26 protein-coding genes and 2 pseudogenes are annotated in these 24,610 nt (G+C 70.7%); 19 read left to right on the top strand and 9 right to left on the bottom strand.

Annotation, left to right across the window (positions count from 1 at the left end):
• Positions 1-55: 55 nt before the first annotated feature.
• Complete coding sequence (mce, locus tag AC4BEG_RS10260; RefSeq protein WP_490705579.1) at positions 56-496, bottom strand: methylmalonyl-CoA epimerase; 441 nt, start codon at positions 494-496, stop codon at positions 56-58.
• 179 nt (positions 497-675) lie between these two features.
• On the opposite strand from mce, the gene AC4BEG_RS10255 reads away from it, so the two are divergent.
• Together AC4BEG_RS10255 and meaB are read left to right on the top strand one after the other, a co-directional pair.
• Complete coding sequence (locus AC4BEG_RS10255; protein WP_490707046.1) at positions 676-1,863, top strand: acetyl-CoA C-acetyltransferase; 1,188 nt, start codon at positions 676-678, stop codon at positions 1,861-1,863.
• Positions 1,864-1,946: 83 nt separating this feature from the next.
• A complete protein-coding gene (gene meaB / locus AC4BEG_RS10250) occupies positions 1,947-2,906 on the top strand; it encodes a methylmalonyl Co-A mutase-associated GTPase MeaB (RefSeq protein WP_490705578.1) in 960 nt (319 codons plus the stop codon).
• Positions 2,907-2,970: 64 nt separating this feature from the next.
• Here meaB and AC4BEG_RS10245 read toward each other — a convergent pair whose 3' ends face one another.
• Positions 2,971-3,666, bottom strand: coding sequence for a PepSY domain-containing protein (locus AC4BEG_RS10245; protein WP_490705577.1), 696 nt, complete (start codon positions 3,664-3,666; stop codon positions 2,971-2,973).
• Positions 3,667-3,779: 113 nt separating this feature from the next.
• Here AC4BEG_RS10245 and AC4BEG_RS10240 point away from each other — a divergent pair, with 113 nt between their 5' ends.
• A complete protein-coding gene (locus AC4BEG_RS10240) occupies positions 3,780-4,436 on the top strand; it encodes a response regulator transcription factor (RefSeq protein ID WP_490705576.1) in 657 nt (218 codons plus the stop codon).
• Positions 4,429-5,847 carry a sensor histidine kinase gene (locus AC4BEG_RS10235; RefSeq protein ID WP_490705575.1) on the top strand — a complete coding sequence of 473 codons (1,419 nt, stop codon included), beginning with the start codon at positions 4,429-4,431 and terminating at the stop codon, positions 5,845-5,847. Before AC4BEG_RS10240 ends, AC4BEG_RS10235 begins: the two co-directional genes overlap by 8 nt.
• A gap of 4 nt (positions 5,848-5,851) precedes the next feature.
• Here the strand turns inward: AC4BEG_RS10235 and AC4BEG_RS10230 are convergent, their stop codons facing one another.
• The 4 genes from AC4BEG_RS10230 to AC4BEG_RS10215 form a co-directional block, all read right to left on the bottom strand.
• On the bottom strand, positions 5,852-6,328 hold the full coding sequence (locus AC4BEG_RS10230) for a MarR family winged helix-turn-helix transcriptional regulator (RefSeq protein ID WP_490705574.1): 477 nt from the start codon (positions 6,326-6,328) through the stop codon (positions 5,852-5,854).
• Between the two features lie 94 nt (positions 6,329-6,422).
• Positions 6,423-7,103 carry an AIM24 family protein gene (locus AC4BEG_RS10225; RefSeq protein ID WP_490705573.1) on the bottom strand — a complete coding sequence of 227 codons (681 nt, stop codon included), beginning with the start codon at positions 7,101-7,103 and terminating at the stop codon, positions 6,423-6,425.
• A complete protein-coding gene (locus AC4BEG_RS10220) occupies positions 7,100-7,750 on the bottom strand; it encodes an AIM24 family protein (RefSeq protein ID WP_490705572.1) in 651 nt (216 codons plus the stop codon). The genes AC4BEG_RS10225 and AC4BEG_RS10220 overlap by 4 nt, the downstream gene beginning before the upstream one ends.
• Positions 7,750-8,388 carry an AIM24 family protein gene (locus AC4BEG_RS10215; protein WP_490705571.1) on the bottom strand — a complete coding sequence of 213 codons (639 nt, stop codon included), beginning with the start codon at positions 8,386-8,388 and terminating at the stop codon, positions 7,750-7,752. The genes AC4BEG_RS10220 and AC4BEG_RS10215 overlap by 1 nt, the downstream gene beginning before the upstream one ends.
• 163 nt (positions 8,389-8,551) lie before the next feature.
• Between AC4BEG_RS10215 and AC4BEG_RS10210 the strand changes: the two genes are divergently transcribed.
• Complete coding sequence (locus tag AC4BEG_RS10210; protein ID WP_490705570.1) at positions 8,552-8,896, top strand: DUF3817 domain-containing protein; 345 nt, start codon at positions 8,552-8,554, stop codon at positions 8,894-8,896.
• Positions 8,893-9,186, top strand: a complete 294-nt coding sequence (locus AC4BEG_RS10205) for an MTH1187 family thiamine-binding protein (RefSeq protein ID WP_490705569.1) — start codon at positions 8,893-8,895, stop codon at positions 9,184-9,186. Before AC4BEG_RS10210 ends, AC4BEG_RS10205 begins: the two co-directional genes overlap by 4 nt.
• Before the next feature lie 34 nt (positions 9,187-9,220).
• On the opposite strand, the gene AC4BEG_RS10200 is transcribed toward AC4BEG_RS10205, so the two are convergent.
• A complete protein-coding gene (locus AC4BEG_RS10200; RefSeq protein WP_490705568.1) occupies positions 9,221-10,210 on the bottom strand; it encodes an ArsR/SmtB family transcription factor in 990 nt (329 codons plus the stop codon).
• Positions 10,211-10,281: 71 nt separating this feature from the next.
• On the opposite strand from AC4BEG_RS10200, the gene AC4BEG_RS10195 reads away from it, so the two are divergent.
• From AC4BEG_RS10195 to icmA, 4 genes are all read left to right on the top strand, one after another.
• Positions 10,282-11,682 (top strand): MFS transporter, encoded by a 1,401-nt coding sequence (locus AC4BEG_RS10195; protein ID WP_490705567.1) that lies wholly within the window; start codon positions 10,282-10,284, stop codon positions 11,680-11,682.
• A 43-nt stretch (positions 11,683-11,725) separates the two neighbouring features.
• A complete protein-coding gene (locus AC4BEG_RS10190) occupies positions 11,726-12,262 on the top strand; it encodes a MarR family winged helix-turn-helix transcriptional regulator (RefSeq protein WP_490705566.1) in 537 nt (178 codons plus the stop codon).
• 65 nt (positions 12,263-12,327) lie between these two features.
• A complete protein-coding gene (locus tag AC4BEG_RS10185; RefSeq protein ID WP_490705565.1) occupies positions 12,328-12,666 on the top strand; it encodes a DUF3817 domain-containing protein in 339 nt (112 codons plus the stop codon).
• Between the two features lie 176 nt (positions 12,667-12,842).
• Positions 12,843-14,543, top strand: coding sequence for a coenzyme B12-dependent isobutyryl-CoA mutase large subunit (gene icmA / locus AC4BEG_RS10180; RefSeq protein WP_490705564.1), 1,701 nt, complete (start codon positions 12,843-12,845; stop codon positions 14,541-14,543).
• On the opposite strand, the gene AC4BEG_RS10175 is transcribed toward icmA, so the two are convergent.
• Positions 14,519-15,202 carry a TetR/AcrR family transcriptional regulator gene (locus AC4BEG_RS10175; RefSeq protein ID WP_490705563.1) on the bottom strand — a complete coding sequence of 228 codons (684 nt, stop codon included), beginning with the start codon at positions 15,200-15,202 and terminating at the stop codon, positions 14,519-14,521. The genes icmA and AC4BEG_RS10175 overlap by 25 nt on opposite strands.
• A 230-nt stretch (positions 15,203-15,432) precedes the next feature.
• Between AC4BEG_RS10175 and AC4BEG_RS10170 the strand changes: the two genes are divergently transcribed.
• The 9 genes and pseudogenes from AC4BEG_RS10170 (at position 15,433) to AC4BEG_RS10130 (ending at position 23,077) form a co-directional block, all read left to right on the top strand.
• Positions 15,433-16,404, top strand: a complete 972-nt coding sequence (locus AC4BEG_RS10170; protein ID WP_490705562.1) for a tetratricopeptide repeat protein — start codon at positions 15,433-15,435, stop codon at positions 16,402-16,404.
• A gap of 562 nt (positions 16,405-16,966) precedes the next feature.
• On the top strand, positions 16,967-17,584 hold the full coding sequence (locus AC4BEG_RS10165) for a DUF6230 family protein (protein ID WP_490705561.1): 618 nt from the start codon (positions 16,967-16,969) through the stop codon (positions 17,582-17,584).
• A 137-nt stretch (positions 17,585-17,721) separates the two neighbouring features.
• A complete protein-coding gene (locus tag AC4BEG_RS10160) occupies positions 17,722-18,249 on the top strand; it encodes a DUF6114 domain-containing protein (protein ID WP_490705560.1) in 528 nt (175 codons plus the stop codon).
• Positions 18,239-19,540, top strand: a complete 1,302-nt coding sequence (locus tag AC4BEG_RS10155; RefSeq protein WP_490707045.1) for a hydrogenase expression protein HypF — start codon at positions 18,239-18,241, stop codon at positions 19,538-19,540. Before AC4BEG_RS10160 ends, AC4BEG_RS10155 begins: the two co-directional genes overlap by 11 nt.
• Before the next feature lie 208 nt (positions 19,541-19,748).
• Positions 19,749-20,093, top strand: a complete 345-nt coding sequence (locus tag AC4BEG_RS10150) for an effector-associated constant component EACC1 (RefSeq protein ID WP_490705559.1) — start codon at positions 19,749-19,751, stop codon at positions 20,091-20,093.
• Positions 20,094-20,096: 3 nt separating this feature from the next.
• Positions 20,097-21,410 carry a caspase family protein gene (locus AC4BEG_RS10145; protein WP_490705558.1) on the top strand — a complete coding sequence of 438 codons (1,314 nt, stop codon included), beginning with the start codon at positions 20,097-20,099 and terminating at the stop codon, positions 21,408-21,410.
• Positions 21,410-21,871: pseudogene (locus tag AC4BEG_RS10140) on the top strand (Clp protease N-terminal domain-containing protein); the annotation flags it as partial. The gene AC4BEG_RS10145 and the pseudogene AC4BEG_RS10140, both read left to right, overlap by 1 nt.
• Positions 21,872-21,910: 39 nt before the next feature.
• Positions 21,911-22,597, top strand: a pseudogene (locus tag AC4BEG_RS10135) (Clp protease N-terminal domain-containing protein); the annotation flags it as partial.
• Positions 22,598-22,792: 195 nt separating this feature from the next.
• The gene (locus AC4BEG_RS10130; RefSeq protein WP_490707044.1) at positions 22,793-23,077 is read left to right on the top strand and encodes a hypothetical protein; all 285 of its coding nucleotides are present in this window, start codon (positions 22,793-22,795) and stop codon (positions 23,075-23,077) included.
• A gap of 69 nt (positions 23,078-23,146) precedes the next feature.
• On the opposite strand, the gene pyk is transcribed toward AC4BEG_RS10130, so the two are convergent.
• Positions 23,147-24,574 (bottom strand): pyruvate kinase, encoded by a 1,428-nt coding sequence (gene pyk / locus AC4BEG_RS10125; RefSeq protein ID WP_490705557.1) that lies wholly within the window; start codon positions 24,572-24,574, stop codon positions 23,147-23,149.
• Between the last annotated feature and the right edge of the window lie 36 nt (positions 24,575-24,610).

The following is a 24,610-nucleotide window of genomic DNA, read 5'->3' as shown; positions in this document are numbered from 1 at the left end:
CCCCGGCCGAGCCTGCACTCTACCGGCCGGGGAAGGGGTAGGTCAGTGGTGCGCTTCAGTGGTCCACTTCGGAGGGGGGTGCCGCGGTGACGAGTTCGGTGAGCACCCCGTGGCAGTCCTTGGGGTGCAGGAAGGTGATCCGGGAGTCCATCGAGCCGCGGCGGGGCTCCTCGTAGAGGACCCGGACGCCCTTGCCGCGGATGTCCTCGGAGTCGGTGTCGACGTCGGCGGTGCCGAAGGCGATGTGGTGGACGCCCTCGCCGTTCTTGGCCAGCCACTTGCCGACCGCCGAATCCTCCCTGGTCGGCTCCAGGAGCTGGAGGTAGGAGGCGCCGCCGTCCGAGGTCTCGTTGATCTTGAGCATGGCCTCGCGTACGCCCTGCTCGTCGTTGACCTCGGAGTGGAACACCTCGAAGCCGTACGTGGCACGGTAGAACTCGACAGTCTTGTCGAGGTCGAAGCAGGCGATCCCGATGTGGTCGATTCTCGTCAGCATGGGACCAGTGCACCGCCCTCCCCGTGGTTACGCAACGTGCGCGCGATCACACCGATGGGCCGGTGACCGCGCGGGTAACCGGTCAGTACATTGACGATAACCCTCGTTAACTTCCTTCTTCTCGTGAAGGGACGCACCACATGACTGCACCAACGACCGGTAACGCCAAGACCACCTCTGTGATCGTGGCGGGTGCTCGCACCCCCATGGGACGGCTGCTCGGCAGCCTGCGCTCGTTCTCCGGCGCCGACCTGGGGGGCATCGCCATCAAGGCCGCGATGGACCGGGCCGGGGTCGGCGGGGACCAGGTGCAGTACGTCATCATGGGGCAGGTGCTCCAGGCGGGCGCCGGACAGATTCCGGCCAGGCAGGCGGCCGTGAAGGCCGGTATCCCGATGAACGTGCCGGCCCTCACCATCAACAAGGTCTGTCTCTCCGGCCTCGACGCCATCGCCCTGGCCGACCAGCTCATCCGCGCGGGTGAGTTCGACGTGGTGGTCGCGGGCGGCCAGGAGTCCATGACCAACGCCCCGCATCTGCTGCCCAAGTCGCGGGAGGGCCACAAGTACGGCGCCATCGAGATGCTCGACGCGATGGCACACGACGGGCTCACCGACGCCTTCGAGAACGTCGCCATGGGCGAGTCCACCGAGAAGCACAACACCCGGCTGGGCATCCTCCGCCCCGAGCAGGACGAGATCGCCGCCCGCTCCCACCAGCGGGCCGCCGCCGCGCAGAAGAACGGCCTGTTCGACGCCGAGATCACCCCCGTGGAGATCCCGCAGCGCAAGGGCGAGCCGGTCGTCTTCGCCAAGGACGAGGGCATCCGCGGGGAGACCACTGCCGAGTCCCTGGGCAAGCTGCGCCCCGCCTTCGCCAAGGACGGCACCATCACCGCCGGAAGCGCCTCGCAGATCTCCGACGGCGCCGCCGCGGTCGTGGTGATGAGCAAGGCCAAGGCCGAGGAGCTGGGCCTGGAGTGGATCGCCGAGATCGGCGCCCACGGCAATGTGGCCGGACCCGACAACTCCCTCCAGTCGCAGCCGTCCAACGCCATCGCGCACGCCCTGGGCAAGGACGGACTGACCGTCGACGACCTCGATCTGATCGAGATCAACGAGGCGTTCGCCGCGGTCGCGGTGCAGTCAATGAAGGATCTGGGCGTTTCCTCCGAAAAGGTGAATGTGAACGGTGGCGCCATCGCCCTCGGACATCCGATCGGGATGTCCGGCGCCCGCATCGTGCTGCACCTGGCGCTGGAGCTGCGCCGGCGCGGCGGCGGTACGGGCGCGGCGGCGCTGTGCGGCGGTGGCGGTCAGGGCGACGCGCTGATCATCCGGGTGCCCGGGAACGGGAAGAAGGGCTGATCCCGGCGGTCGCCGGCAGGTGGTTCTGAACCGCCGCCGGTCAAGCGGTCACGGCGGTACGAGCGTTGAGGAGCACGGCACCCATGAATGATGTGCCCACCCTGGTGGAGCAGGCCCGGCAGGGGCGGCCGCGTGCGGTCGCCCGGCTGATCTCGCTGATCGAAGGCGATGCGCCGCAGTTGCGCGAGGTGATGGCGGCGCTGGCTCCGCTGGCCGGGGGTGCGTATGTGGTGGGTCTGACCGGCTCCCCCGGAGTCGGCAAGTCCACCTCGACCTCAGCGCTCGTCACCGCCTACCGCCGGATCGGCAAGCGGGTGGGGGTCCTCGCGGTGGACCCCTCCTCGCCGTTCTCCGGCGGGGCGCTGCTCGGCGACCGCGTCCGGATGTCCGAGCACGCCTCGGACCCCGGTGTCTACATCCGCTCCATGGCCACCCGCGGCCATCTGGGCGGGCTCGCCTGGGCCGCACCGCAGGCCATCCGAGTGCTGGACGCGGCCGGATGCGATGTGGTGCTGGTGGAGACGGTGGGCGTCGGCCAGTCCGAGGTCGAGATCGCCGCCCAGGCCGACACCAGTGTGGTGCTGCTCGCGCCCGGGATGGGCGACGGGATCCAGGCGGCCAAGGCCGGGATCCTGGAGATCGGCGATCTGTACGTGGTCAACAAGGCCGACCGGGAAGGCGCCGACGCCACCGCCCGCGAACTCAACCACATGCTGGGCCTGGGCGAGGCCAGGGCCCCGGGCGACTGGCGGCCGCCGATCGTGAAGACGGTGGCGGCGCGCGCCGAGGGCATCGACGAGGTGGTCGAGGCGCTGGAGAAGCACCGCGCGTGGATGGAGGAGCACGGTGTGCTGGCCGAGCGCCGGATGCGGCGGGCGGCCGGTGAGGTCGAGACGATCGCGGTGACGGCGCTGCGCGCGCGCATCGGCGATCTGCACGGCGACCGGCGCCTGGGCGCGCTGGCGGAACGGGTCGTGGCCGGGGAGCTGGACCCGTACACGGCCGCCGACGAACTGGTGGCGGGGGTCACGGAAGGGTCGTGAACGCGCGGGGGCGGGCCCCGGTGCGCGGGGCCCGCCGTACGGGCGTGGTGTGCTCCTCCGCTGGTCAGTCGTCGTCGCGGTCGTCGGCCTCGTTGCCGTTCCGGTCGTCGTCGGACGCGGTCTGGGTGACCTTGCCGGTCTGCGGGTGGACGGTCAGGTCGTGCTCCTTGTGGTTCTTCACGACCTCGACCTCCCAGGCCGGCGCGTGGTCGTCGTCGAGGTCCACGGAGGTCACGGTGCCACCGCTCGCCGCGGCCTTCCGGGCCGCCTCGACCGCGCTCACCCCGGCCTTCTTCAGGGTGGCGCGCTCACCGGCGTCGTTGGCGTCGTCGGTTTCGGCACGGTCCACGCGCTGGTTCAGCACCGTGCCGCTGGAGCCGTCCACGGTGACCTCGTGCCACTTCCCGTCCTTGCCCAGGATCTCCGCGTCCCAGGCGGCGGTGCGGGCGTCGTCGTCCAGGTCGATGGAGGACAGCGTGCCCGGTACGGCCTTCAGCGCCGTAGCCGCCGCGTCGGAGAGCGTCACCCGGGCGGTCCTGACCGACTCGGCGCCGCGGTCCGCCTCGTCGGCGTCGTCCCGGTCGTCGTCCCGGTCGTCGGACTGGTAGGTGTGCACCTTCCCGGACGCCGGAGCGGCACCGGCCGCACCGGCGGTCGACGACTGCGCGCTGCCCGTCCCGCTGTCCGCCAGGGCGACGGCCGTACCGCCGCCGAGCAGGGCGGCCGCGGCGACGGTGGCGATGACGATGTTGCGCTTCATGAGGGTTCCTCCCCGAGTGCTGTTCGGACGTTCACCACCTTCACGGAGCGATGCTGAAGCTGAGCTGAAGCCACCTGAAGCGATCTTCAGGTTCGCTTTGGGAGGCTGGTCGCATGCGTTTGCTGATCGTTGAGGATGAACGGCGGCTCGCCGTGTCGCTGGCCAAGGGGCTGCGGGCGGAGGGGTTCGCCGTGGATGTGGCGCACGACGGGCGCGAGGGGCTGCACCGCGCGCAGGAGGGCGCCTACGACCTGATCGTCCTCGACATCATGCTGCCGGGGATGAACGGCTACCACGTGTGCGGGGCGCTCCGGGCGGCCGGAAGCGATGTGCCGATCCTGATGCTCACCGCCAAGGACGGCGAGTACGACGAGGCCGAGGGGCTCGACACCGGCGCCGACGACTATCTGACCAAGCCGTTCTCGTATGTGGTGCTGGTCGCGCGGGTGCGGGCGCTGCTGCGCCGCCGCGGGTCCGCCGCCTCGCCGGTGGTGCGGGTCGGCGCGCTGTCGGTGGACCGGGGCGCCCGGCGGGTGGAGCGGGACGGCGGCGAGGTCGCGCTGACCGCCAAGGAGTTCTCCGTGCTGGAGCGGCTGGCGCTGCGGCCGGGGGACGTCGTCTCCAAGGCCGAGATCCTGGAGCACGTCTGGGACTTCGCGTACGACGGCGACCCCAACATCGTCGAGGTGTACATCAGCGCCCTGCGCCGCAAGCTGGGCCCGGGGCTGATCGACACGGTGCGGGGAGCGGGGTACCGGCTCCGTGGGTAAGGTTTTCGGCTCCGTACGGGCGCGGGCCGCGCTGGGCGCGACCGTGGTGGTGGCAGTGGCGCTGGTGGCCGCGGGGATCGCGGTACTGGTGGTGCTGCGGGGCAATCTGGTGGACCGGGCCGAGGTCGACGCCGGGGCCGCCGCCCGCGCGGTCGCCTCCAAGGTCGCCGGCGGGGTGGCGTACCGGAAGCTGGATCTCGGGGAGGACACCCCGGTGCAGATCGTGGACGAGGACCACCGGGTCCTGGCGGTCAGCGAGGACCTCGAGGCCGTCACGGGCACCGGGAGCTCCTCGGTACGGCCGGTGGCGGCGCCTTCCAGTGACGCCGATGCCGACGAGGACGGGGGTGCGGGGGAGGTCTCCTCGGACACGGAGTACAGCGCCGGCACGGCCCGGATCGACGGCGAGACCGAGGAGTACCGCTGGGCGGCCGTGGAGGTCACCGACGCCCGCGGCGAGGACGTCACCGTCTACGCGGGCGCCCCGCTGGCCACCGAGCAGGGCGCGGTGGGCACCGTGCGCCAGGCGATGCTGATCGGACTGCCGTTGCTGCTGCTGGTCGTGGCCGGGGTCACCTGGCTGGTGACCCGGCGCGCGCTGCGGCCGGTGGAGGGGATCCGCCGGGAGATGGCCGCCATCACCGCCAGCACCGATCTGTCCCGGCGGGTGCCGGAGCCCGGCTCGCACGACGAGGTGGCGGCACTGGCCCGGACGACCAACGAGACGCTCGCGGCGCTGGAGGCGTCGGTCGAGCGGCAGCGGGCGTTCGTCGCGGACGCCTCCCATGAGCTGCGCTCCCCGGTGGCCTCGCTCCGTACCCAGCTGGAGGTGGGCGCCGCCCACCCGGAACTGCTGGATGTGGAGGGCGCGGTGGAGGACGTGGTGCGGCTCCAGCGGCTGGCCGCCGATCTGCTGCTGCTGGCCCGGCTGGACGCCGGGGAGCGGCCCGCCAGGACCGGCCGGGTCGCGCTGGACGGGATGGTGCGCGAGGAGCTGTCGCAGCGCCTGGGGGACCGGGTGCCGGTGGTCACCGAGCTGTCCCCGGCGGAGGTGGCCGGTTCCCGCGGCCAGCTCTCACGGGTGCTGGGAAACCTGGTCGACAACGCCCAGCGGCATGCGCGGGGCGAGGTGCGGGTGTCGGTGCGCACCGAGGGCGGCCGGGCCGTGCTGGCGGTGGCCGACGACGGCGACGGGGTGCCGGAGGGCGAACGGGAGCGGATCTTCGAGCGGTTCGTACGGCTGGACGACGCCCGCAGCCGCGACGATGGCGGGGCCGGGCTCGGCCTCGCCATCGCGCGGGACGTGGCGGAGCGCCACGGTGGCACGCTGACCGTGGGTGAGCGGCCCGGGGGCGGTGCCCTGTTCGAACTCCGGCTGCCGATGGGCGAGGAGCCCGGTCCCGGGCGGTGACGTCCTACACCCGGCCGCGCTGGGCGCGCAGATGCTCGGCGACGGGCACCAGCGAGCCGTACAGCGCGTCGAGGGCGTCCGAGCTGAGCAGATCGATGAAGTGCTTGCGCACGGAGTCGACATGATGGGGCGCGACCTTGCGCATGGTGTCCCAGCCGTGCTCGGTCAGGACCGCGTAGAGCCCGCGGCGGTCCGACTCGCAGTTCTCCCGGCGGACCAGCCCGGCGTTCTCCATCCGGGTGATCTGGTGGGAGAGACGGCTCTTGGACTGGAGGGTCGCGGACGCCAGGTCGCTCATCCGCATCCGGTGGTCCTCCGACTCCGAGAGGTTGACCAGGATCTCGTAGTCGTTCATGGTCAGGCCGAACGGCTGGAGGTCTCGTTCGAGCTGGTAGGTCAGCAGCCTGCTGACGTCCAGATGGGTGCGCCAGGCGCGCTGCTCGTCGTCACTGAGCCAGCGCGTGCCGTTTTCGGTCTCCATGGGATGTATTCTACCTATAGAAGTTGAATTCCGAACCAATGGATGTATCTGGCTAGAGGTCACCTGTTCGACGTTACACTCCGCACGCTTGCGCTCACGAACCGGTACCCCCCGTCTCTCCGACGGCTATCGCGTCCATCATCCGCTCCGTGGACTGGAGCAGCACCGTCCCCGCCCCCACGAACTCGAACTGGTGCTCCTCGCCAGACGTTCCCCCGAGACCGGTGTGTGCCCGGATGCCGCCCACGATCCCCCGCAGATAGGCGTGGTCGTAATGGTGGCAGGGGGAGGGGCAGTCGGCCCAGCCCACCAGGGCCTGCGGGTCCACCCGCAGCGGCGGCTCCATGAAGACCACGGGACCGTTGGAGGCGGCGACGAACTTCCCGGTGCCGATCAGGGTCAGAAAGCCCGGCACGATCGACTGCTTCAGCGCCAGCGAGGGCTCGAAGGCGAGCAGATTGCCGGAGCGGACGGTGAGGTTCCCGTCGTCCAGATCATAGGAGTTGACGTCGAACGCGCGGTCCGCGAGCACCATCTTGCCCCGGCCCTCGGCCACCACCCACTCCGCGGCGTGCAGCGGGGAGTGGAAGCTGCCCGCGATCAGCCGGTCCAGCCGGCCGAGGCCGATGCCCTGGAAATCGATCTTCCCGTAGTACGCGACCATCTTCCCCTTCTGGAGGAACCACTGGCCGTCGAGGTCCACGCTGAAGGCATACGGATTGATGTTGTCGTCGGCCGGGAGGGTGTGCGCGTCATGGATGACGGGGCCGTTCACAGCTTCTCCTCCGATGCCTGGACATAGACCGTGCCGCTGCCGGACAGCTCGAGCTGGAACGCCTCGCCCGAGCCGCGGCCCACCATGTCGCGCCAGCCGATGGCCGTCGAGAGCTTATTGCGGACATCACCCCGGTGGGCGACATACGCCTGCGGATCGACATGGACCGGTCGCCCGGGGCTGATCGGCAGCTGGATCACCCCGCCGTGCGCCATGACCGCGGCGGAGCCATGGCCCTCCAGGGTGGTGGTGAACAGCCCTTGCCCGGTGACCTGGCCGCGTACCATCCCCATCACACCGCCCTGGGAACCCATGAACATCGTGCCCTGGCGCAGCGAGCCGTCGAAGGCCAGCAGCCGGTCCGACTCCACATAGAGGGTGTCCCCGGCCAGATCGATCACCTCCACATGGTGACCGCCGTGGCCGAACATCACGGTGCCCTGGCCCTCGACCGTCATCAGCGGAGTGGCCTCGCCCGCGATCCGGCGGCCGATCATGCCCATCACCCCGTCCTGCCCGCCGGTGATGCTGGGCGTGAACCGTACGTCCCCGCGGTACCCGAGCATCGCGCCGCGCTGGCTGAACAGCGTCCGGCCGGGAGCGACTTCGGCCTGCACCATCCGCGAGGTGAGTGTCGTGAACGGCATCAAAGATCACCCCCCACCGTGTTGCGCTCGCTGGGCTGGACGTACACCAGACCGTCGCCCTCGAAGCGGATCTGGAACGACTCGCCCCCGCTCTCGCCTATCAGCGCACGGAAGTTGACCCCCGACTGGAAGTGCTGCTGGAGGTTTCCGGTGTGGGCTATGTACGCGCCCGGGTCGACCTGGAGCGGGGTCTGCGGGGTGACCCGCAGCACGATCGCCGTGCCGTCCGAGAGGATCGCCGCCTGGCCGGTGCCCTCGACGGTCGTGGTGAACAGCCCGTTGCCCTGGGCCGAGCCGCGCAGCCCGGTGAAGGTGGTCCCGGTGCGCAGCGCGCCGTCCGTGCACAGCAGGTTCTCGGCCTCGACATACAGCTTCTCGCCGTGCAGCGAGACCAGGTTGATCTCGCTCGCCCGGTCGGCGAAGTAGCACGTGCCGTGCCCCTTCACCTCCATGACGGCCATCTGCTCACCGGTGAGCCGCCGGGTCACCATCCCGCGCAGCCCCTCCCCGCCGCCCGATTTCTTCTTGAAGGTCATCTCCCCCTCGTAGGCGACCATCGCGCCGTTCTTGGCCTTGACGGTGTCGCCCGTCATGTCGACGGCGAGCACCTTGCTTCCCTGGAGCCGAAACTGAGCCACGGGCCCGACGTTAGCGGTCTCCCAGGCCGACGGACAGGGAGCAATCGGGGCGATCGGTGCCCCGGGAACGGTGATCGCCGCCGCAGCTGTCACAATGGGGTGCCAGGGCTTGTGCATGGGTTCACAAGCCCGTGCCGTGTCCCCCTCGTACGAAGGTGCTCCCGTGGACTTCAAGACCGCCACCGCGCTGCGCCGGCTCCGCCTGGTGTCCGCGCCCGAGGCCGTGTCCTTCCTGCTGCTGCTCATCTGCTCGGTCCTCAAGCGGACGACCGACTTCAACGCGGTGCCGGTGATGGGCATGGTGCACGGCGTGCTCTTCATCCTCTACCTGGTCTTCTGGGCGGACGCCTGGAACCGCACCAAGTGGAAGTGGCAGACCGCCGCCCTCTACTTCGTCCTCTCGGTCCTGCCCACCGGCGGCTTCTTCGCCGAGCGCATGCTGAAGCGGGAGGCCGAGGCGAGCGTGATCGCCGCCCGTGCGCGCCGCGAGGGCGTGGTCAACGTATGATCGTCGCCTTCTCCGTGACCCCGCTGGGGGTCGGTGAGGACGTGGGGGAGTACGTCGCGGACGCGGTGCGGGTGGTCCGGGAATCGGGTCTGCCGAACCGTACGGACGCGATGTTCACCTCGATCGAAGGTGAGTGGGACGAGGTCATGGCCGTCGTCAAGCGTGCGGTCGCGGCGGTGGAGGCCCGCGCGCCACGGGTCTCGGTGGTCCTCAAGGCCGACATCCGGCCGGGTGTGACCGACGGCCTGACCTCGAAGGTGGACACGGTGGAGCGCCATCTGTCCGCCTGAGCCCGATGGAGCTCCGCCCCCGACGCCCCCGGCCTCAGCCGCCTGAGATCAGGGCCAGGGCCAGCGGGGTGCGTTCGTAGAGCACCTGGTGGCCCTGGCGGCGTGAGGTGAGGAGCCCGGCGGCGCGCAGTACGGACAGGTGCGCCGAGACCGACGACGGGGCGAGGCGGTGGCGCAGCGCCAGCGCGGTCGTCGAGACCGGTTCCTCCAGGCCGGTCAGGATCGCCGCCCGGTTGGCGCCGAGGAGGCGGACCAGGGTGTCCGCCGCCGAGGCATCCGGCTCGCGCCAGAGGCCGCCGACCCCGCGGGCCGGGTAGATCACCGTCGGCTGCCAGGGCGGGACGAAGCCGCTCACCACATCCGGCCAGACGAAGACGCTGGGGACCAGCAGCACGCCCCGGCCGTCCAGGGGCTGGGTCTGGGTGGGGATATGCGGGATATGGACCGTGAGGGTGCGGTCGGCCCAGGACATCCGGGGGCGCAGATCCTGGAAGAGCCGCTCCAGACCGCCGTCGGCCAACTGCCGTGAGCGGTAGGCGATATCGGCCTCCAGCAGGGTGCGCAGCCGTGGCCAGTCCGGTTCCACCAGGGCCCGCCAGGCGTGTTCGGTGATATCGGCCAGCCGCCGCACCGCGGCGGCCGGATCGTCCAGCATGGCCCGGCCTTGCGGGCTGTCGGCCGCGCCCGGGGTGCAGTCCAGCGAGAGGGCCAGCTCATGGCGGGCGGTGGCGGGGTCGGTGGCTCGCAGCCGGGCCAACTCGTCCTCGAACGAGGCGTCCGGCACCTCCGGAGGGGGGCCGAGGAAGTCGGGGGTGTAGCCGCCGTACCGCGGCATCAGCAGCAACAGCTCCGACAGGTCGAGTCCGTCCGCCGCCCGGCCGACCCTCCGCAGCCACGGCAGGTGATAGCCGTGCCGCTCACGGCGGCGCAGCGTGCGGACCGCCTCGTGGGTCTGGCCCAGCGGCGAGATGGCGAACCGGCAGCGCAGCAGGTCGTCGGCGCCGAAGAGCATATGCAGCGGCATGTGTCACCCCCGGAGATTCGGCTCGGGACGAAACAGTAGAGGCCGCTCGCGGCGCACGGCAGGCTGACGCCATGTCAACACCCTCCGGGCCCGGGAAGACCGGACCCCTCCCGTCGTCACCCGCCGCGGCGCATGCCTCCCGACCCGAGCTCGCGCCCGGCGGCGGCGCGGGAACCGGACGGGCGCCGGAGAGCGTTGGCTATCGCGCCGTGTTCGCGGTCCGGGAGTTCCGGGCCGTCTTCGCGGCGCATCTGATCTCCATGCTGGGCGAGATGGTCTGCGGGATCGCGCTGTCCGTCCTGGTCTACCGGCTGACCGATTCCCCGCTGATGAGCGCGCTGACCTTCGCGACCGCGATGCTGCCCTACGTCATTGGCGGCACGCTGCTGTCCTCGGTCGCCGACCGCTTCCCGCCCCGCCGGGTGCTGGTGGTGTGCGACCTGGTGAACGCCGCGTGCGTGGCCGCCATGGTCGTCCCCGGGATGCCGGTGGCGGTGCTGCTGGCCCTGCGCTGTGTGACCGCCACCGTCTCGCCGGTGTTCAGCGGGACCCGCTCGGCCACGCTCGGCGACATCCTCGGCGAGGGCGACGCCTTCGTCCTGGGCCGCTCGGTCATCCGGATCACCGCGCAGGGCGCGCAGCTCGCGGGGTTCGCGGTGGGCGGGCTGCTGCTGGCGGCGGTGTCGCCGCGCGCCGTGCTGGTCCTCACGGCGGCGGCCCTGGTCGTCTCGGCGCTGATCCTGCGGTTCGGCACCCGGGCCCGCCCGGCCCGGCGGCAGGCGGACGAGAACGGCGGGGCGCTGCTGGGCGATTCGCTGCACGGGGTGCGGAGGCTGTTCGCCGACCGCCGGATCCGCGGGCTGCTGCTGCTGTCCTGGGTGCCGCCGATGTTCGTGGTGATGCCGGAGGTTCTGCTGACGCCGTACGCCGATGGGCTGGGCCTGGGCTCGGCCGGTCTTGGGCTGCTGATGTGCGGGATGCCGATCGGCGCGATCGTCAGCGAGGTCTTGGTGGGCTCGGCTCTCGGACCGCGGGCGCGGGCCCGGCTGACGCTGCCCGTGGGGGTGGCGGCGGCGCTGCCCGCCCTCGGGTACGCCGCCCACCCCTCGTTCGGCTGGGCGCTGGCCCTCCAGGTGCTGACCGGCTGCGGTATCGCCTACAGCCTGGGCCTGGATCAGTGGTTCCTCGCCGCGGTCCCGGAGGAGCTGCGGGGCCGGGCGATGACGGTGCTGACGGCCGGGATGATGACCTCGCAAGGACTGGGCATGGCGGTCTCCGGGGCGGCGGCCGAGTTCGCGCCGGTGACCGCGGTCGCCGCGGTGTCGGGCGGGCTGGGGGCGGTCTGCTCGGCCCTGGTGGCGCTGGAGGTACGGCGCGGTGCCCACGGAACGGAGGGTACGGGGCCTGGAACGGAGCGGATCGGTCCCGGAACGGAGCGTACTGGGCCCGGAACGGAGCGGACCGAACTTTGAGATGAGGCTGACCACGATATGACCGGCCGGTAGGGTCGGGGATGTGCCGAAGCCGCTGAGCCTGCCGTTCGACCCGATCGCCCGCGCCGACGAACTCTGGAAGCAGCGATGGGGGTCCGTGCCGTCCATGGCCGCGATCACCTCGATCATGCGGGCCCAGCAGATTCTGCTCGGCCAGGTCGACGCGGTCGTCAAGCCGTACGGACTGACCTTCGCCCGCTATGAGGCGCTGGTGCTGCTCACCTTCTCCCAGGCCGGTGAGCTGCCGATGTCGAAGATCGGCGAGCGGCTGATGGTCCACCCGACATCGGTCACCAACACGGTGGACCGCCTGGTCAAGTCCGGTCTGGTGGCCAAGCGGCCGAACCCCAACGACGGCCGCGGCACCCTCGCCTCGATCACCGACCGGGGACGCGAGGTGGTGGAGTCGGCCACCCGCGACCTGATGGCGATGGACTTCGGACTCGGGGTCTACGACGCCGAGGAGTGCGGCCGGATCTTCGCCATGTTGCGGCCGCTGCGGGTCGCGGCGGAGGACTTCGAGAACGAGGCCGGGAACGGGGCCGAGGGCGAGGACTAGGGTTCGCCCTGGCCGAGCCGGGGGCGGCGAAGATCGCCCCGGAACGCACGGTTACGCTCAGTGCCATGAAACGAAGCGTCCTGACCCGCTACCGGGTGATGGCCTATGTCACCGGCGTGCTGCTGATCCTGCTGACGATCGGCATGGTCGCCAAGTATCTGCTGGACGTGGACGGCGCCGCAGGCTTCGTGACCATGGTCGGTATCGCCCACGGCTGGCTCTACGTCCTCTACCTGGTCTTCGCCTTCGACCTGGGCTCCAAGGCGAAGTGGCCGTTCGGCAAGCTGGCCTGGGTGCTGCTGGCGGGCACCGTGCCGACCGCGGTCTTCTTCGTCGAGCGCATGGTGTACCGCGAGGTGGCCCCGCTGGTCGCCGACGCCCAGGCGGAGCCCGCTCAGGCGTAAGGCTCCGCACGACAGTGCGACAGCCCTCCCCGGTCTGCCGACGCTCCGCGCCCCGAATTTCGACGGTTTTCTGCCGGACCGCTGACCTGCGAGAACGGTCCGGCAGACCACTCGATCGGCCGGACCCGGGCGGTCAGCCATTGAGAATTACTTGGACGTCCTAGTAAATTTGAGCCATGGACGCCGAAGGCATTGAGGCAGGCCGCCGTCGCTGGCAGGCCCGGTACGACGCGGCACGCAAGCGCGATGCCGACTTCACCACGCTCTCGGGCGACGCCGTCGAGCCGGTCTACGGACCCGCTCCGGGTGACACCGTGGAGGGGTTCGAGCGGATCGGCTGGCCCGGGGAGTTCCCGTACACCCGCGGTCTGTATCCCACCGGCTACCGCGGCCGGGCGTGGACCATCCGCCAGTTCGCCGGGTTCGGCAACGCCGAGCAGACCAACGAGCGCTACAAGATGATCCTGGAGGCGGGCGGCGGCGGTCTGTCGGTCGCCTTCGACATGCCGACCCTGATGGGCCGGGACTCCGACGATCCGCGCTCGCTCGGCGAGGTGGGCCACTGCGGTGTCGCCATCGACTCCGCCGCCGACATGGAGATCCTCTTCAAGGACATCCCGCTCGGCGATGTCACCACCTCGATGACGATCAGCGGCCCGGCCGTCCCCGTCTTCTGTATGTACCTGGTGGCCGCCGAGCGCCAGGGCGTGGACATCTCGCGGCTCAACGGCACCCTCCAGACCGACATCTTCAAGGAGTACATCGCCCAGAAGGAGTGGCTCTTCCCGCCCGAGCCCCATCTGCGCCTGATCGGCGATCTGATGGAGTACTGCGCCCACGGCATCCCCGCCTACAAGCCGCTCTCCGTCTCCGGTTACCACATCCGCGAAGCCGGGGCCACGGCCGCGCAGGAGCTGGCGTACACCCTCGCCGACGGCTTCGGCTACGTCGAGCTGGGGCTCTCCCGCGGGCTCGATGTGAATGTCTTCGCGCCCGGTCTCTCCTTCTTCTTCGACGCGCACGTCGACTTCTTCGAGGAGATCGCCAAGTTCCGCGCCGCCCGCCGTATCTGGGCCCGCTGGATGCGCGATGTGTACGGGGCGACGTCGGAGAAGGCGCAGTGGCTGCGGTTCCACACCCAGACCGCCGGGGTCTCGCTCACCGCGCAGCAGCCGTACAACAACGTGGTGCGCACCGCCGTGGAGGCGCTGTCCGCGGTGCTCGGCGGCACCAACTCCCTGCACACCAACGCGCTGGACGAGACCCTCGCGCTCCCCAGTGAGCAGGCGGCCGAGATCGCGCTGCGCACCCAGCAGGTGCTGATGGAGGAGACCGGCATCCTCAACGTGGCCGATCCGCTGGGCGGTTCCTGGTACGTCGAGGCGCTGACCGACCGGATCGAGGCCGACGCCGAGAAGATCTTCGAGCAGATCAAGGAGCGCGGCCGCCGGGCGGTGCCGGACGGACAGCATCCGATCGGACCGATCACCTCGGGCATCCTGCGCGGGATCGAGGACGGCTGGTTCACCGGCGAGATCGCCGAGTCCGCCTTCCAGTACCAGCGGGCCCTGGAGAAGGGCGACAAGAGGGTCGTCGGCGTCAACTGTCACCACGGTTCGGTCACCGGCGATCTGGAGATCCTGCGGGTCAGCCATGAGGTCGAGCGCGAGCAGGTACGGGTGCTCGGCGGCCGCAAGGCCGGGCGGGACGAGGCCAAGGTCGCCGCGGGGCTCAAGGCGATGCTGGCCGCCGCCCGGGACGGCGGCAACATGATCGAGCCGATGATCGAGGCGGTGCGGGCCGAGGCCACCCTCGGGGAGATCTGCGACGCGCTCCGCGACGAGTGGGGGATCTACACGGAGCCGGCCGGCTTCTGACGGTGTCCCCGGGCGGGTTCCGGCGCCGGGGCGGTCCCCGCGTCGGAGCTCGCCGCCGCCAGCCCGTGCAGCAGCAGGGTGGCGAAGGAGCGGGCCCACTCCTGGTCCACCGGTTCGGCGCTGAGCAGCAGCCGGTGCACCACCGAGCCCGCGATCACATCGAAGATCAGGTCCGCGTTGCGGGCCGCCGCGGCCGGGTCCGCCTCCCGCGGCAGTTCGCCGCGCAGCTGGGCCCGCTCCCGGCCGATCAGCACCAGCCGCTTCTGCCGGTCCACGATGGCCGCGCGCACCCGGGCACCCAGCGCCTCGTCATGGGTGGCCTCGGAGACCACGGCCATCAGCGCCGTCTTGGTCTCGGGGCGCTCCAGCAGGGTGGCGAACCGCACCACCACATCCTCGATGTCGGCCCGCAGACTGCCGTGGTCGGCCGCCTCCAGATGTTCGTCGAAGACGGCTGCCACCGCGTCCACGACCAGCTCGTTCTTCCCCGCCCAGCGGCGGTAGAGGGTGGTCTTCGCCACTCCCGCGCGCGCCGCCACATCGCCCATCGTCAGCTTTCCCCAGCCGAGCTCGACCAGCGCGGCACGGGTGGCGCCGAGGATCGCGCGGTCGGCCTCGGCGCTGCGGGGGCGCCCGGCGCGGCGTGCGGGCGTGCTCATGTCCGCGACCCTACCCACTGGTGGCGGCGGAAGGCCTGGTGAGAGAGATCACCAGGAATCGGGGGTGTGAGAGAGGGGGGCGGGGGTGACGCGGCCGTTCCGTGCGATTACGCTACGGCTCGTAGCGTAAAAGCGATGACCATGAGCGCCGGTTGGGGAGCCGGCGGGCCGGTCGGGGGGCCGGTTGATGCGCTTTTCCATTCACCGCGTGAAGAGGGGAGGATAGGACCATGCAGCCACGGAACATGTCCATGAGTGGAGTGGTCGACCTCGCCGCGGTGAAGGCGGCCGGAGAAGCGAAGCAGAAGGCGGAGAAGGCGCGGGCCGAGGCGGCCCGCACCGGGGGCGGCCCCGCGCCCGGCCGTCTGGTCTTCGATGTCGACGAGGCGGGTTTTCAGCAGGACGTCCTCCAGCGCTCCACCGAGGTGCCGGTCGTCATCGACTTCTGGGCCGAGTGGTGCGAGCCGTGCAAGCAGCTCGGCCCGATCCTGGAGCGGCTGGCCGGGGAGTATGCGGGGCGTTTCGTTCTCGCCAAGATCGACGTCGATGCCAACCAGATGCTGTTCCAGCAGTTCGGTGTCCAGGGCATTCCCGCGGTCTTCGCGGTGATCGCGGGCCAGCCGGTGCCGCTCTTCCAGGGGGCCGCGCCGGAGGCGCAGATCCGCCAGGTGCTGGACCAGCTGATCCAGGCCGCGGAGCAGCAGTTCGGCATTGTGGGTACACCTGTTGAAGGCGGCGAAGGGGCCGGGGAGGCCGAGCAGGCCGCTCCGCAGCAGCCCGCCACGCCGTACGACGCCGCGCTCGCCGCGGCCCATGAGGCGCTGGACGCGGGGGATCTGGGCGGTGCCGTCCAGGCGTACCGCAATGTGCTCTCGGACGACCCCGCCAACGCCGAGGCCAAGCTGGGCCTGGCGCAGGCGGAGTTGCTGGAGCGGGTTCAGGGAGTCGACGCGCAGACCGTGCGCAAGGCGGCCGCGGACAGCCCCGCGGATGTCTCCGCGCAGATCGCCGCGGCCGATCTCGATCTGGTGGGCGGTCATGTGGAGGACGCCTTCGGGCGCTTGGTGGAGGCGGTGCGCAAGACGGTGGGTGAGGACCGGGAGAAGGCGCGGGTCCATCTCCTCGGTCTCTTCGAGGTGATCGGAGGTGAGGACCCCCGAGTGGTCACTGCGCGTAGTGCGTTGGCGCGCGTGCTGTTCTGACCTCGGGCTCCTCAAACAAAACAGCGACCGCTCTTTACCAAAACTTGGTAATCGCGGTCGCTGTTACTGCCAGTAAATGCACCCCCGTGCTTTGTCCGGTCTTGGTGTAAATCTCCCTCTCTTTCCGGTCACTTGACGGCGACCGTGTGTGCCCGGCCGCGACCGTCCGGCAGCTCGACGGTTATCCGTCCGTTACTCGCTAGTAACGAACCCCTTGTGCCCGCGCTCCGAATGGACCACGATCGGCCAAGCTCGGTCCATCCCCCGTAGCCCGGCATCCGGTCGGCGCAGCGGCGTGGTTGGGTCCCCACCGAGTGGGTCGGCGGCAGTGGCGTCGGCCTTGGACAGGGGGGTCTCTGCCCCAACAGGCAGAGCCTGTCCAGGAGGTTGCGCGAGAAGCGTGGCCAGTGGTTGTCGCTCGGGGGTGATCGCCGGTGTTTGCGGGTGCGGTAAGTGCCTGTGTGACGTGGGCGCTCTCCTTCCCGAGGACGTAGCACTTCTCCCATCCCAGGTCCGGGGTTCGGCCCCGGCCGGAGATGTACGTCCGAGAAGGAGGAAAGTCATGGAGTCTCTGGCTCGTGGCGGGACCAGATGGAAGCGGTTCGCCGTTGTCATGGTGCCGAGCGTTGCTGCGACGGCCGCGATCGGCGTCGCCCTGTCCCAGGGTGCGCTCGCGGCTTCGTTCAACGTGTCCGGCCAGCAGTTCAAGGTCACGGCCGACCAGCTCGACGGTAAGGGCTTCGTCCAGTACGGCGCCCTTGACACACAGCACGGCGGGAAGACCATCCCGGTCGCGGTCTCGGCGTTCAAGAACGCCAAGATCAAGGGCCTGTGCCAGTCCGTCGTGATCCCGGTCCCGGTCTTCGGCGATGTGTCGCTGAAGCTGTCGGCCGGCAACGGCGGCAAGCAGGTCGAGGCGAAGAACCTCTTCATCGACCTCGACCAGCTGGACGCGGATGCGACGTTCCGCGGGATCAACATCGGTGTCGCGGCGGGCGATTCGACCAAGGGCCCGGGTATCAAGGAGGGCGACAAGGCCCTGCCTGGTTCCTTCGCCCAGGAGGCCGACTCGGCCACGCTCACCGATGTGAAGCAGACCGCCTGGGCGACCAGCGCGGGCACGTTCAAGCTCTCCGGCCTTTCGATGAAGGTCAGCAAGGGTAAGAACGAGTGCTTCTGACGCGCTGAGCTGGGGGTGGGGGGCCGCGACGCTGCCCCTCACCCGGCATCGCCCAGCAGCGCGGAGGTGCCGCGCAACGAGTACCGCTGTACAACACCGCGATCGCACCGATCGCCGGCCCCAGGGAGCTGTTTTCAATGAGTGCCGAGTCGCCGGGGGCGCGTGACCGTATCGACCTGCGGAGGTCCTTCCGGGCATTTCGCTGGCAGCGCCCGTTCTGGGCGGGGCTGCTGACCATGCTGGCCGGGCTGCCGATCATGTATTTCCCGTACAACAACTTCAGCGCGGGCGGGTTCACCATCAACCTGTCCACCACCGCCGGATCCGCGTCGCTGATCATCGGTGTGCTGTTGGTGATCCTGGGCCTGACCATGTGGTTCCAGCCTGCCGTACGGGTGTTCGCCGGAGCCGCCTCGATCCTGCTCGCCCTGGTGTCGCTGCCCGTCTCCAACATCGGCGGCTTCTTGATGGGATTCCTGCTCGCGCTGTTCGGCGGCGGGATGAGCGTCGCCTGGGCACCGGGCGAGACTCCCTCGGCGCAGCCGGCCAAGGGGTCGAATGCCGCGCCGGGGGACGACGAGGACGGTGACGGCGTGCCGGAACCGGCCGGCAGCGGGTCCGCGCCGGACCAGGAATCCACCGATGGGAGGCACCGTGCGGGGTGACGAGGAGCAGCCGGAGGGCGCGAACGCGCGCCGGGCCAGAACGGGACCGCGCCACGCGGCACCCAGGAAGTCGATGCTCACGCGCCTTCAGGTGCCCGCGGGCAAGGCCATAGCGCTGGCCGCCATGCCCACCGCCGTGCTCATGGGCATGGGGCTGACCCCCCAGCTCGCCTCGGCGAGCCCCCGGCCCGAGGACCGTTACAAGGCCGGGCCGTGTGTGTCCCAGCCCGACGAGGCCGACAAGGACGCCAAGGACACGGCGGACTCGAAGGATTCGGCGGAGTCCAAGGACCCCAAGGGTTCCGGGGACACCTCCGGCTCCGAGGGAGGCACCCCGGCCGAGAAGCCGGACCCCTCGTCGAGCCCGTCGACGAGCACGCCCACGCCCGAGCAGTCCCCGTCCGGTTCCTCCTCCGACGCGGCGGACGACAAGGAGTCCGCGGAGCCGAGCGCCACGCCGAGCCCCTCGGAGTCCGAGTCCACGAATCCGCTGGACCCGCTGGGCGTCGGGGACAAGCTGAGGGACATCTTCACGCCGGACGACGAGGAGTCGAAGGAGCCGAGCGCTTCGCCGAGCCCGTCGGAGTCCAGCAAGCCCACTCCGTCCGCGTCACCGTCGTCCGAGAAGCCCGCCGACCCGGTCAAGGACACGGTGGACAAGGTCGGCGACGGGGCCAAGGACACCGTCGACAAGGCGAAGGAGACGGCCGAGGACACCAAGGACGCGGCCGACAAGGCCACGTCCAAGCCCTCTGCGTCCGCCTCGGAGTCCGGCGGCAAGGACGGCGAGGACGGCAAGGATGCCTTCCCCTGCCCGGAGTTCGACGCCGACGCGTACAAGAACGCCAAGACCGACCCGACGTCCAGTCTGCTGCCCGACGACCCCTGGACCCTCAAGAGCAGTCTGCTGAGCCTGCACGGCCTGGACTACAAGGGGATCGTGGAGGTCAAGACGTACGGCGGCAAGGTCAAGAAGGTCCTCAAGTTCACCGCCTCGGGCGTGGACATCAAGGACCTGCACCAGACGGTCGTCGGACCCGGCGGCACCACCACGCATGTGGCGGCGCGCGAGGGCTCCACCTCGACCATCCGCAACGGCACGGTGACGATGTACACCGAGGAGCTGTCGGGCAATCTGCTGGGGATCATCCCGATCACCTTCAGCCCGAAGAGCCCGCCGCCGCTGAACCTCCCGGAGGTCTTCTTCACCAAGGTCACCGTCACGCAGGCCGGCCAGTTCGGCGGCGATCTGACGGTGCCGGGGATGCACCTGTACAAGACCGGGGGCTGACCCCGCGATCACACAGGCCCGTTCGGGAGCCGCGAAAACCCTCTTTCGGGAGGGAACGCCCGTGGGCACCAACTCCGTTGCGAATTGGTGCTCACGGGCGTATTCGTGCGTACGCGGGCCTATGATTACCGGGAGTGTCCGAACGAACGCGCTCCCTGTCGCTCGGGAGTACGTCGGGGGAAGCGGGGGGCAGCGGGTGGAAAGCTGGATGTCGGTGGCCGGCGCGCAGCCGGGCGCGGGGCTGGAATCGCTCGCCGACTGGCTGCGGGGTGAACCACGTCTTGCCGGGCGGGTGCGGCCCACATCGTCGCCCCCGGCGCCCGGTCAGATGGGCACGCTCGGCGAATTGCTGGTGGTGTCGGTCGGCGCGGGCGGTCTTCTCCCGGTGCTGGCGGGGGCGGTGCGCGCGTGGCTGAACCACCCCCGGAGGTCGGAGGTCCGGATCACCGTCCATGCCCCCGACGGCCGTCATATCGACATCGAGGCGAAGCATGTGAGCAAGGCCGCGGTGGAGGAGATCCTCCGCCAGGCGCTGCGCGAAGAGCGAGGGTAGCCCGTGCGGTTGCCGGACCCCGAGCGCTCCCGGGCGGTCCTGATCGGCACCAGCCGGTACACCGATCCTGAGCTGCCCGATCTGACGGTGGTGCGGCGCACGGTGGCGGACCTGGCCGCCACCCTGACCGACACCGCCTACGGCGCGGTCCTTCCGGAGCACTGCACGACGCTGCTGGACGTCGGCGACATCAAGCAGGTCGGGCGCGCTCTGCGGACGGCGGCGCGCGCGGCGGAGGATCTGCTGCTGGTGTACTACGTCGGCCACGGTCTGATCGGGGCCAAGCGCCATGAGCTCTATCTGTCGCTGACCGACAGCGAGTGGGCCGACCCCGAGTTCGACTCGCTGGAGTACGGCAAGCTGCGCGACGTAGTGCTCGACAGCCCGGCCGCCTCCAAGGTCATCATCCTCGACAACTGCTTCTCCGGCCGGGCGCTCAGCGGCACCATGGCCGCCCCGCAGGCCGTCGTCGCGGGGCAGATCGAGGTCGCGGGCACCTATGTGATGGCCTCGTCCCCGGACAACGAGGTGTCCCTGGTGCTGGAGGGCGAGGACAAGACGGCGTTCACCGGCCGGCTGCTCCGGCTGCTGCGCGAGGGGGTGGCCGACGGTCCCGCGCTGCTCAGCATCGAGGAGCTGTATCTGCGGCTCCAGCACATCATGCGGGCCGAAGGGCTCCCCGAGCCGCTCCAGCGCGGCAGCCGGAACGCGGCGCTGCTCGCCCTCGGCCGCAACCGCGCCCACGGCCGCACCGCCGAGCGCGCCCGGCGGGCTCGCCACACGGCGGCCGTGGCGCTGTGCGAGGCCGGGCGGTACCAGGAGGCGGCAGAGGGCTTCAGCGCCCTTCTGGCGGAGCAGCAGGACCTGTTGGGCGCCGACCACGAGGAGACGCTGCGCAGCCGTCAGTGGCTCGCGCACAGCCTCGGCGGGGCCGGAGCCCCGGCGGAGTCGGCCGGGACGCTGCGGGAGATCCACGCCCTTCAGACGACGGTGCTCGGCGCCGACCATCCGGACACCCTGCGCAGCCGCCAGTTCCTCGCCGTCAACCTGGGCGAGTCCGGGCGGCGTCCGGAGGCCATCAGGTTGCTGCGGCTGCTGCTGATCGACCGGCGGCGGGTGCTCGGCCCCGACGACGTCCACACCCTGCGCACCCGCCATGTGCTGGCCCACAACCTGGCGCGGGCCGGGGAGCCGGACGAGGCGGCGGCGCGCTTACGCGAACTGGCCGCCGACCGCGAGCGGATCCTCGGCACGGACCATCCGCACACCAAACGGGCCCTGAGCGATCTGTCCGCCCTGCTCCGCGAGGTGAGTTGATGTTCGAGCGGTTCACCGACGGGGCGCGGCGCGCCGTGGTCATGGCCCAGGAGGAGGCCAGGCGGCTCAAGCACACGTCCATCGGCACCGAGCACATCCTGCTCGGTCTGATCGCCGAGACCGGAACCCCGGGCACCCGGGCCCTGGAGGCCGCCGGGATCGACCGGGACGCCCTGCGCTGGCAGGTGGAGCGGGCCGTGCCGCCCGGCACGGTGACGCCCACCGGCCATATCCCGTTCACTCCGCGCGCCAAGAAGGTGCTGGAGCTGTCCCTGCGCGAATCCCTCCAGCTCGGCCACAACTACATCGGCACCGAGCACCTTCTGCTCGGGCTGATGCGGGAGGGCGAAGCGACCGGGGCGCAGGCGCTGCGGTCGCTGGGGGCCGATACGGAGGGGCTGCGCCGCTGTGTGCGCGCCGGTGGATCGTCGTCGGCGCCCGCCTCCGCCGCCACCAGCGGCTACCAGTTCGAGCGTTACACCGACCGGGCCCGCCGGGCCGTGGTGTCCGCGCAGGAGGACGCGCGCGGGCTCAGGCACACGTCCATCGACACCGAGCATCTGCTGCTCGGCCTGTTCGCGGCCGGAGGTGTCGCCGCCCAGGTCCTGGAGAGCCTGGCGGTCTCGCGGGAGGTGGTGCACGCCCGGGTGGTGGAGATCGTCGGGCCCGGCACCCAGGCGCCGACCGGGCATATCCCGTTCACCCCGCGCGCCAAGAAGGTGCTGGAGCTCTCTCTGCGCGAGGCCCTCACCCTCGGCCATGACCATGTCGGCCCGGAGCATCTGCTGCTGGGTCTGGTGCGGGCGGGCGAGGGGGTGGCCGTCCAGATCCTCACCGCCGTCCTCGGCGAGGACGGCGGCAGGACGCTCCGCGACCGCGTCGTCCAGCTCCTCAGCGCTCCGCCGCCGGAGGCGGAGCGGCCCGAGCCCACCGCGCTGCGCGATCTGACCCAGGCCGCGCGAAGGTCACAGCTGGATCCGGTGGCCGGGCGCGAGCGGGAGATCCAGCGGGTGATGCAGGTCCTGATGCGCAAGTCCCGCAACAGCGCCCTGCTGGTGGGGGAGCCGGGCGTGGGCCGGACCGCGATCGTCATGGGGCTGGCCCAGCGGCTGGCGAGTGGTGCGGCACCGGCGGGGCTGTCCGGGGTGCGGCTGTGCGCCGTCGACCCCCAGCGGGTGGGCACGGCGCTGGAGCGGCTGCGCGAACCGGCGAGCACGGTGCTCTTCCTCGACGACGCGGAGCTGGGCGAGGGCTCCGAGACGCTGTCGGCGCTGCGGGAGTCCGGGGCGCGGGTGATCGCGGTCGTCGAACCGGCCGCGCAGCGGCCCGCGCTGGAGACGTTCTTCCAGCCGGTCCCGGTGGACGAGCCGTCCGTGGCCGACATGATGGCCATCCTCCGGCTGCTGCGCCCCGAGTACGAGCGCCACCACGGTGTCTCCATCACCGATGACGCCCTGGAGGCCGCCATCGCCCTCGCCATCCAGCACCGTCCCGGCCAGGTGCTGCCGGGCAAGGCCATTGAGGTAATGGACGAAGCCGGGGCCCGGGTCCGGCTGACCGACGGCGCCCGGACGGTGGACGGGGCGGTGGTCGCCGGGCTGTTCGCGGAAGGCCCGGGGGCGGGGCGGGCGTTCGACGACGACCGCTATGTCTGGGCCATGAGCTGAGCTCCTCCCGTACGGCAGCGGCCGGACCCCGAAGGAGTCCGGCCGCGCGCGATATGCGGGGGAGGGGCGTTACTTGACCTCGCCGCCCTGGTGGTGCACCCGCACCATGTTGGTGGTGCCGGGGACACCGGGGGGCGAACCCGCGGTGATGATCATGGTGTCGCCCGCGGAGTAGCGGCCCAGCTTCAGCAGTTCGGCGTCGACCAGGTCCACCATCGCGTCGGTGTTCTCGACGTAGGGCACCACGAAGGACTCCACGCCCCAGCTCAGCGTGAGCTGGTTGCGGGTGGCGGCGTCGGTGGTGAAGGCCAGGATCGGCTGCTGGGCGCGGTAGCGGGACAGCCGCCGCGCGGTGTCACCGGACTTGGTGAACGCCACCAGCGACTTGGCGCCCAGGAAGTCGGCGATCTCGCAGGCCGCGCGGGCCACCGAACCACCCTGCGTGCGGGGCTTCTTGCCCGGCACCAGCGGCTGGAGGCCACGGGAGAGCAGCTCCTGCTCGGCGGCCTGGACGATCCGCGACATCGTCTTGACGGTCTCGATCGGATACGAGCCGACCGAGGACTCGGCGGAGAGCATCACCGCGTCCGCGCCGTCCAGGATCGCGTTGGCGACATCGGACGCCTCGGCGCGGGTGGGACGGGAGTTGGTGATCATCGATTCCATCATCTGCGTCGCCACGATCACCGGCTTGGCGTTCCGGCGGCACAGCTCGATCAGCCGCTTCTGCACCATCGGGACCTTCTCCAGCGGGTATTCCACCGCCAGGTCACCGCGGGCCACCATCACCCCGTCGAAGGCCGCGACGACGTCGTCCATGTTGGCGACCGCCTGCGGCTTCTCGACCTTGGCGATCACCGGCACCCGGCGGCCGACCTCGTCCATGACCCGGTGCACATCGCGGACGTCGGCCGCGTCCCGGACGAAGGACAGCGCGACCATGTCGCACCCCATGCCCAGGGCGAACCTCAGGTCCTCGATGTCCTTCTCGGACAGTGCCGGGACGTTGACCGCCGCGCCCGGCAGGTTGATCCCCTTGTGGTCGGAGATCACCCCGCCCTCGATCACGATGGTGCGCACCCGCGGGCCCTCGACCGCGGTGACCCGCAGCTCCACATTGCCGTCGTTGATCAGGACCTGGTCGCCCTTGGAGACATCGCCCGGCAGCCCCTTGTAGGTGGTGCCGCAGATGGTCCGGTCACCGGGGACGTCCTCGGTGGTGATGATGAACTCATCGCCGCGGACCAGCTCCACCGGGCCGTCGGCGAAGGTCTCCAGACGGATCTTGGGGCCCTGGAGGTCGGCCAGCACCCCCACCGCGTGCCCGGTCTCCTCGGACGCCTTGCGGACGCGGTGGTACCGCTCCTCGTGCTCCGCGTGGCTCCCGTGGCTCATATTGAATCGGGCCACGTTCATCCCGGCCTCGATGAGTGACTTCAGCTGATCGTAGGAGTCGACGGCGGGGCCCAGGGTGCAGACGATTTTGGAACGGCGCATGAGGCTGATCCTATCGGTTTGTTTCGGAGCGGAATA

It is taken from the genome of Streptomyces sp. JLBJ103 (genome assembly GCF_058215575.1).
The sequence above is the reverse complement of the archived record's forward strand: the minus strand, read 5'-3'. Positions and strand labels throughout refer to the sequence as shown.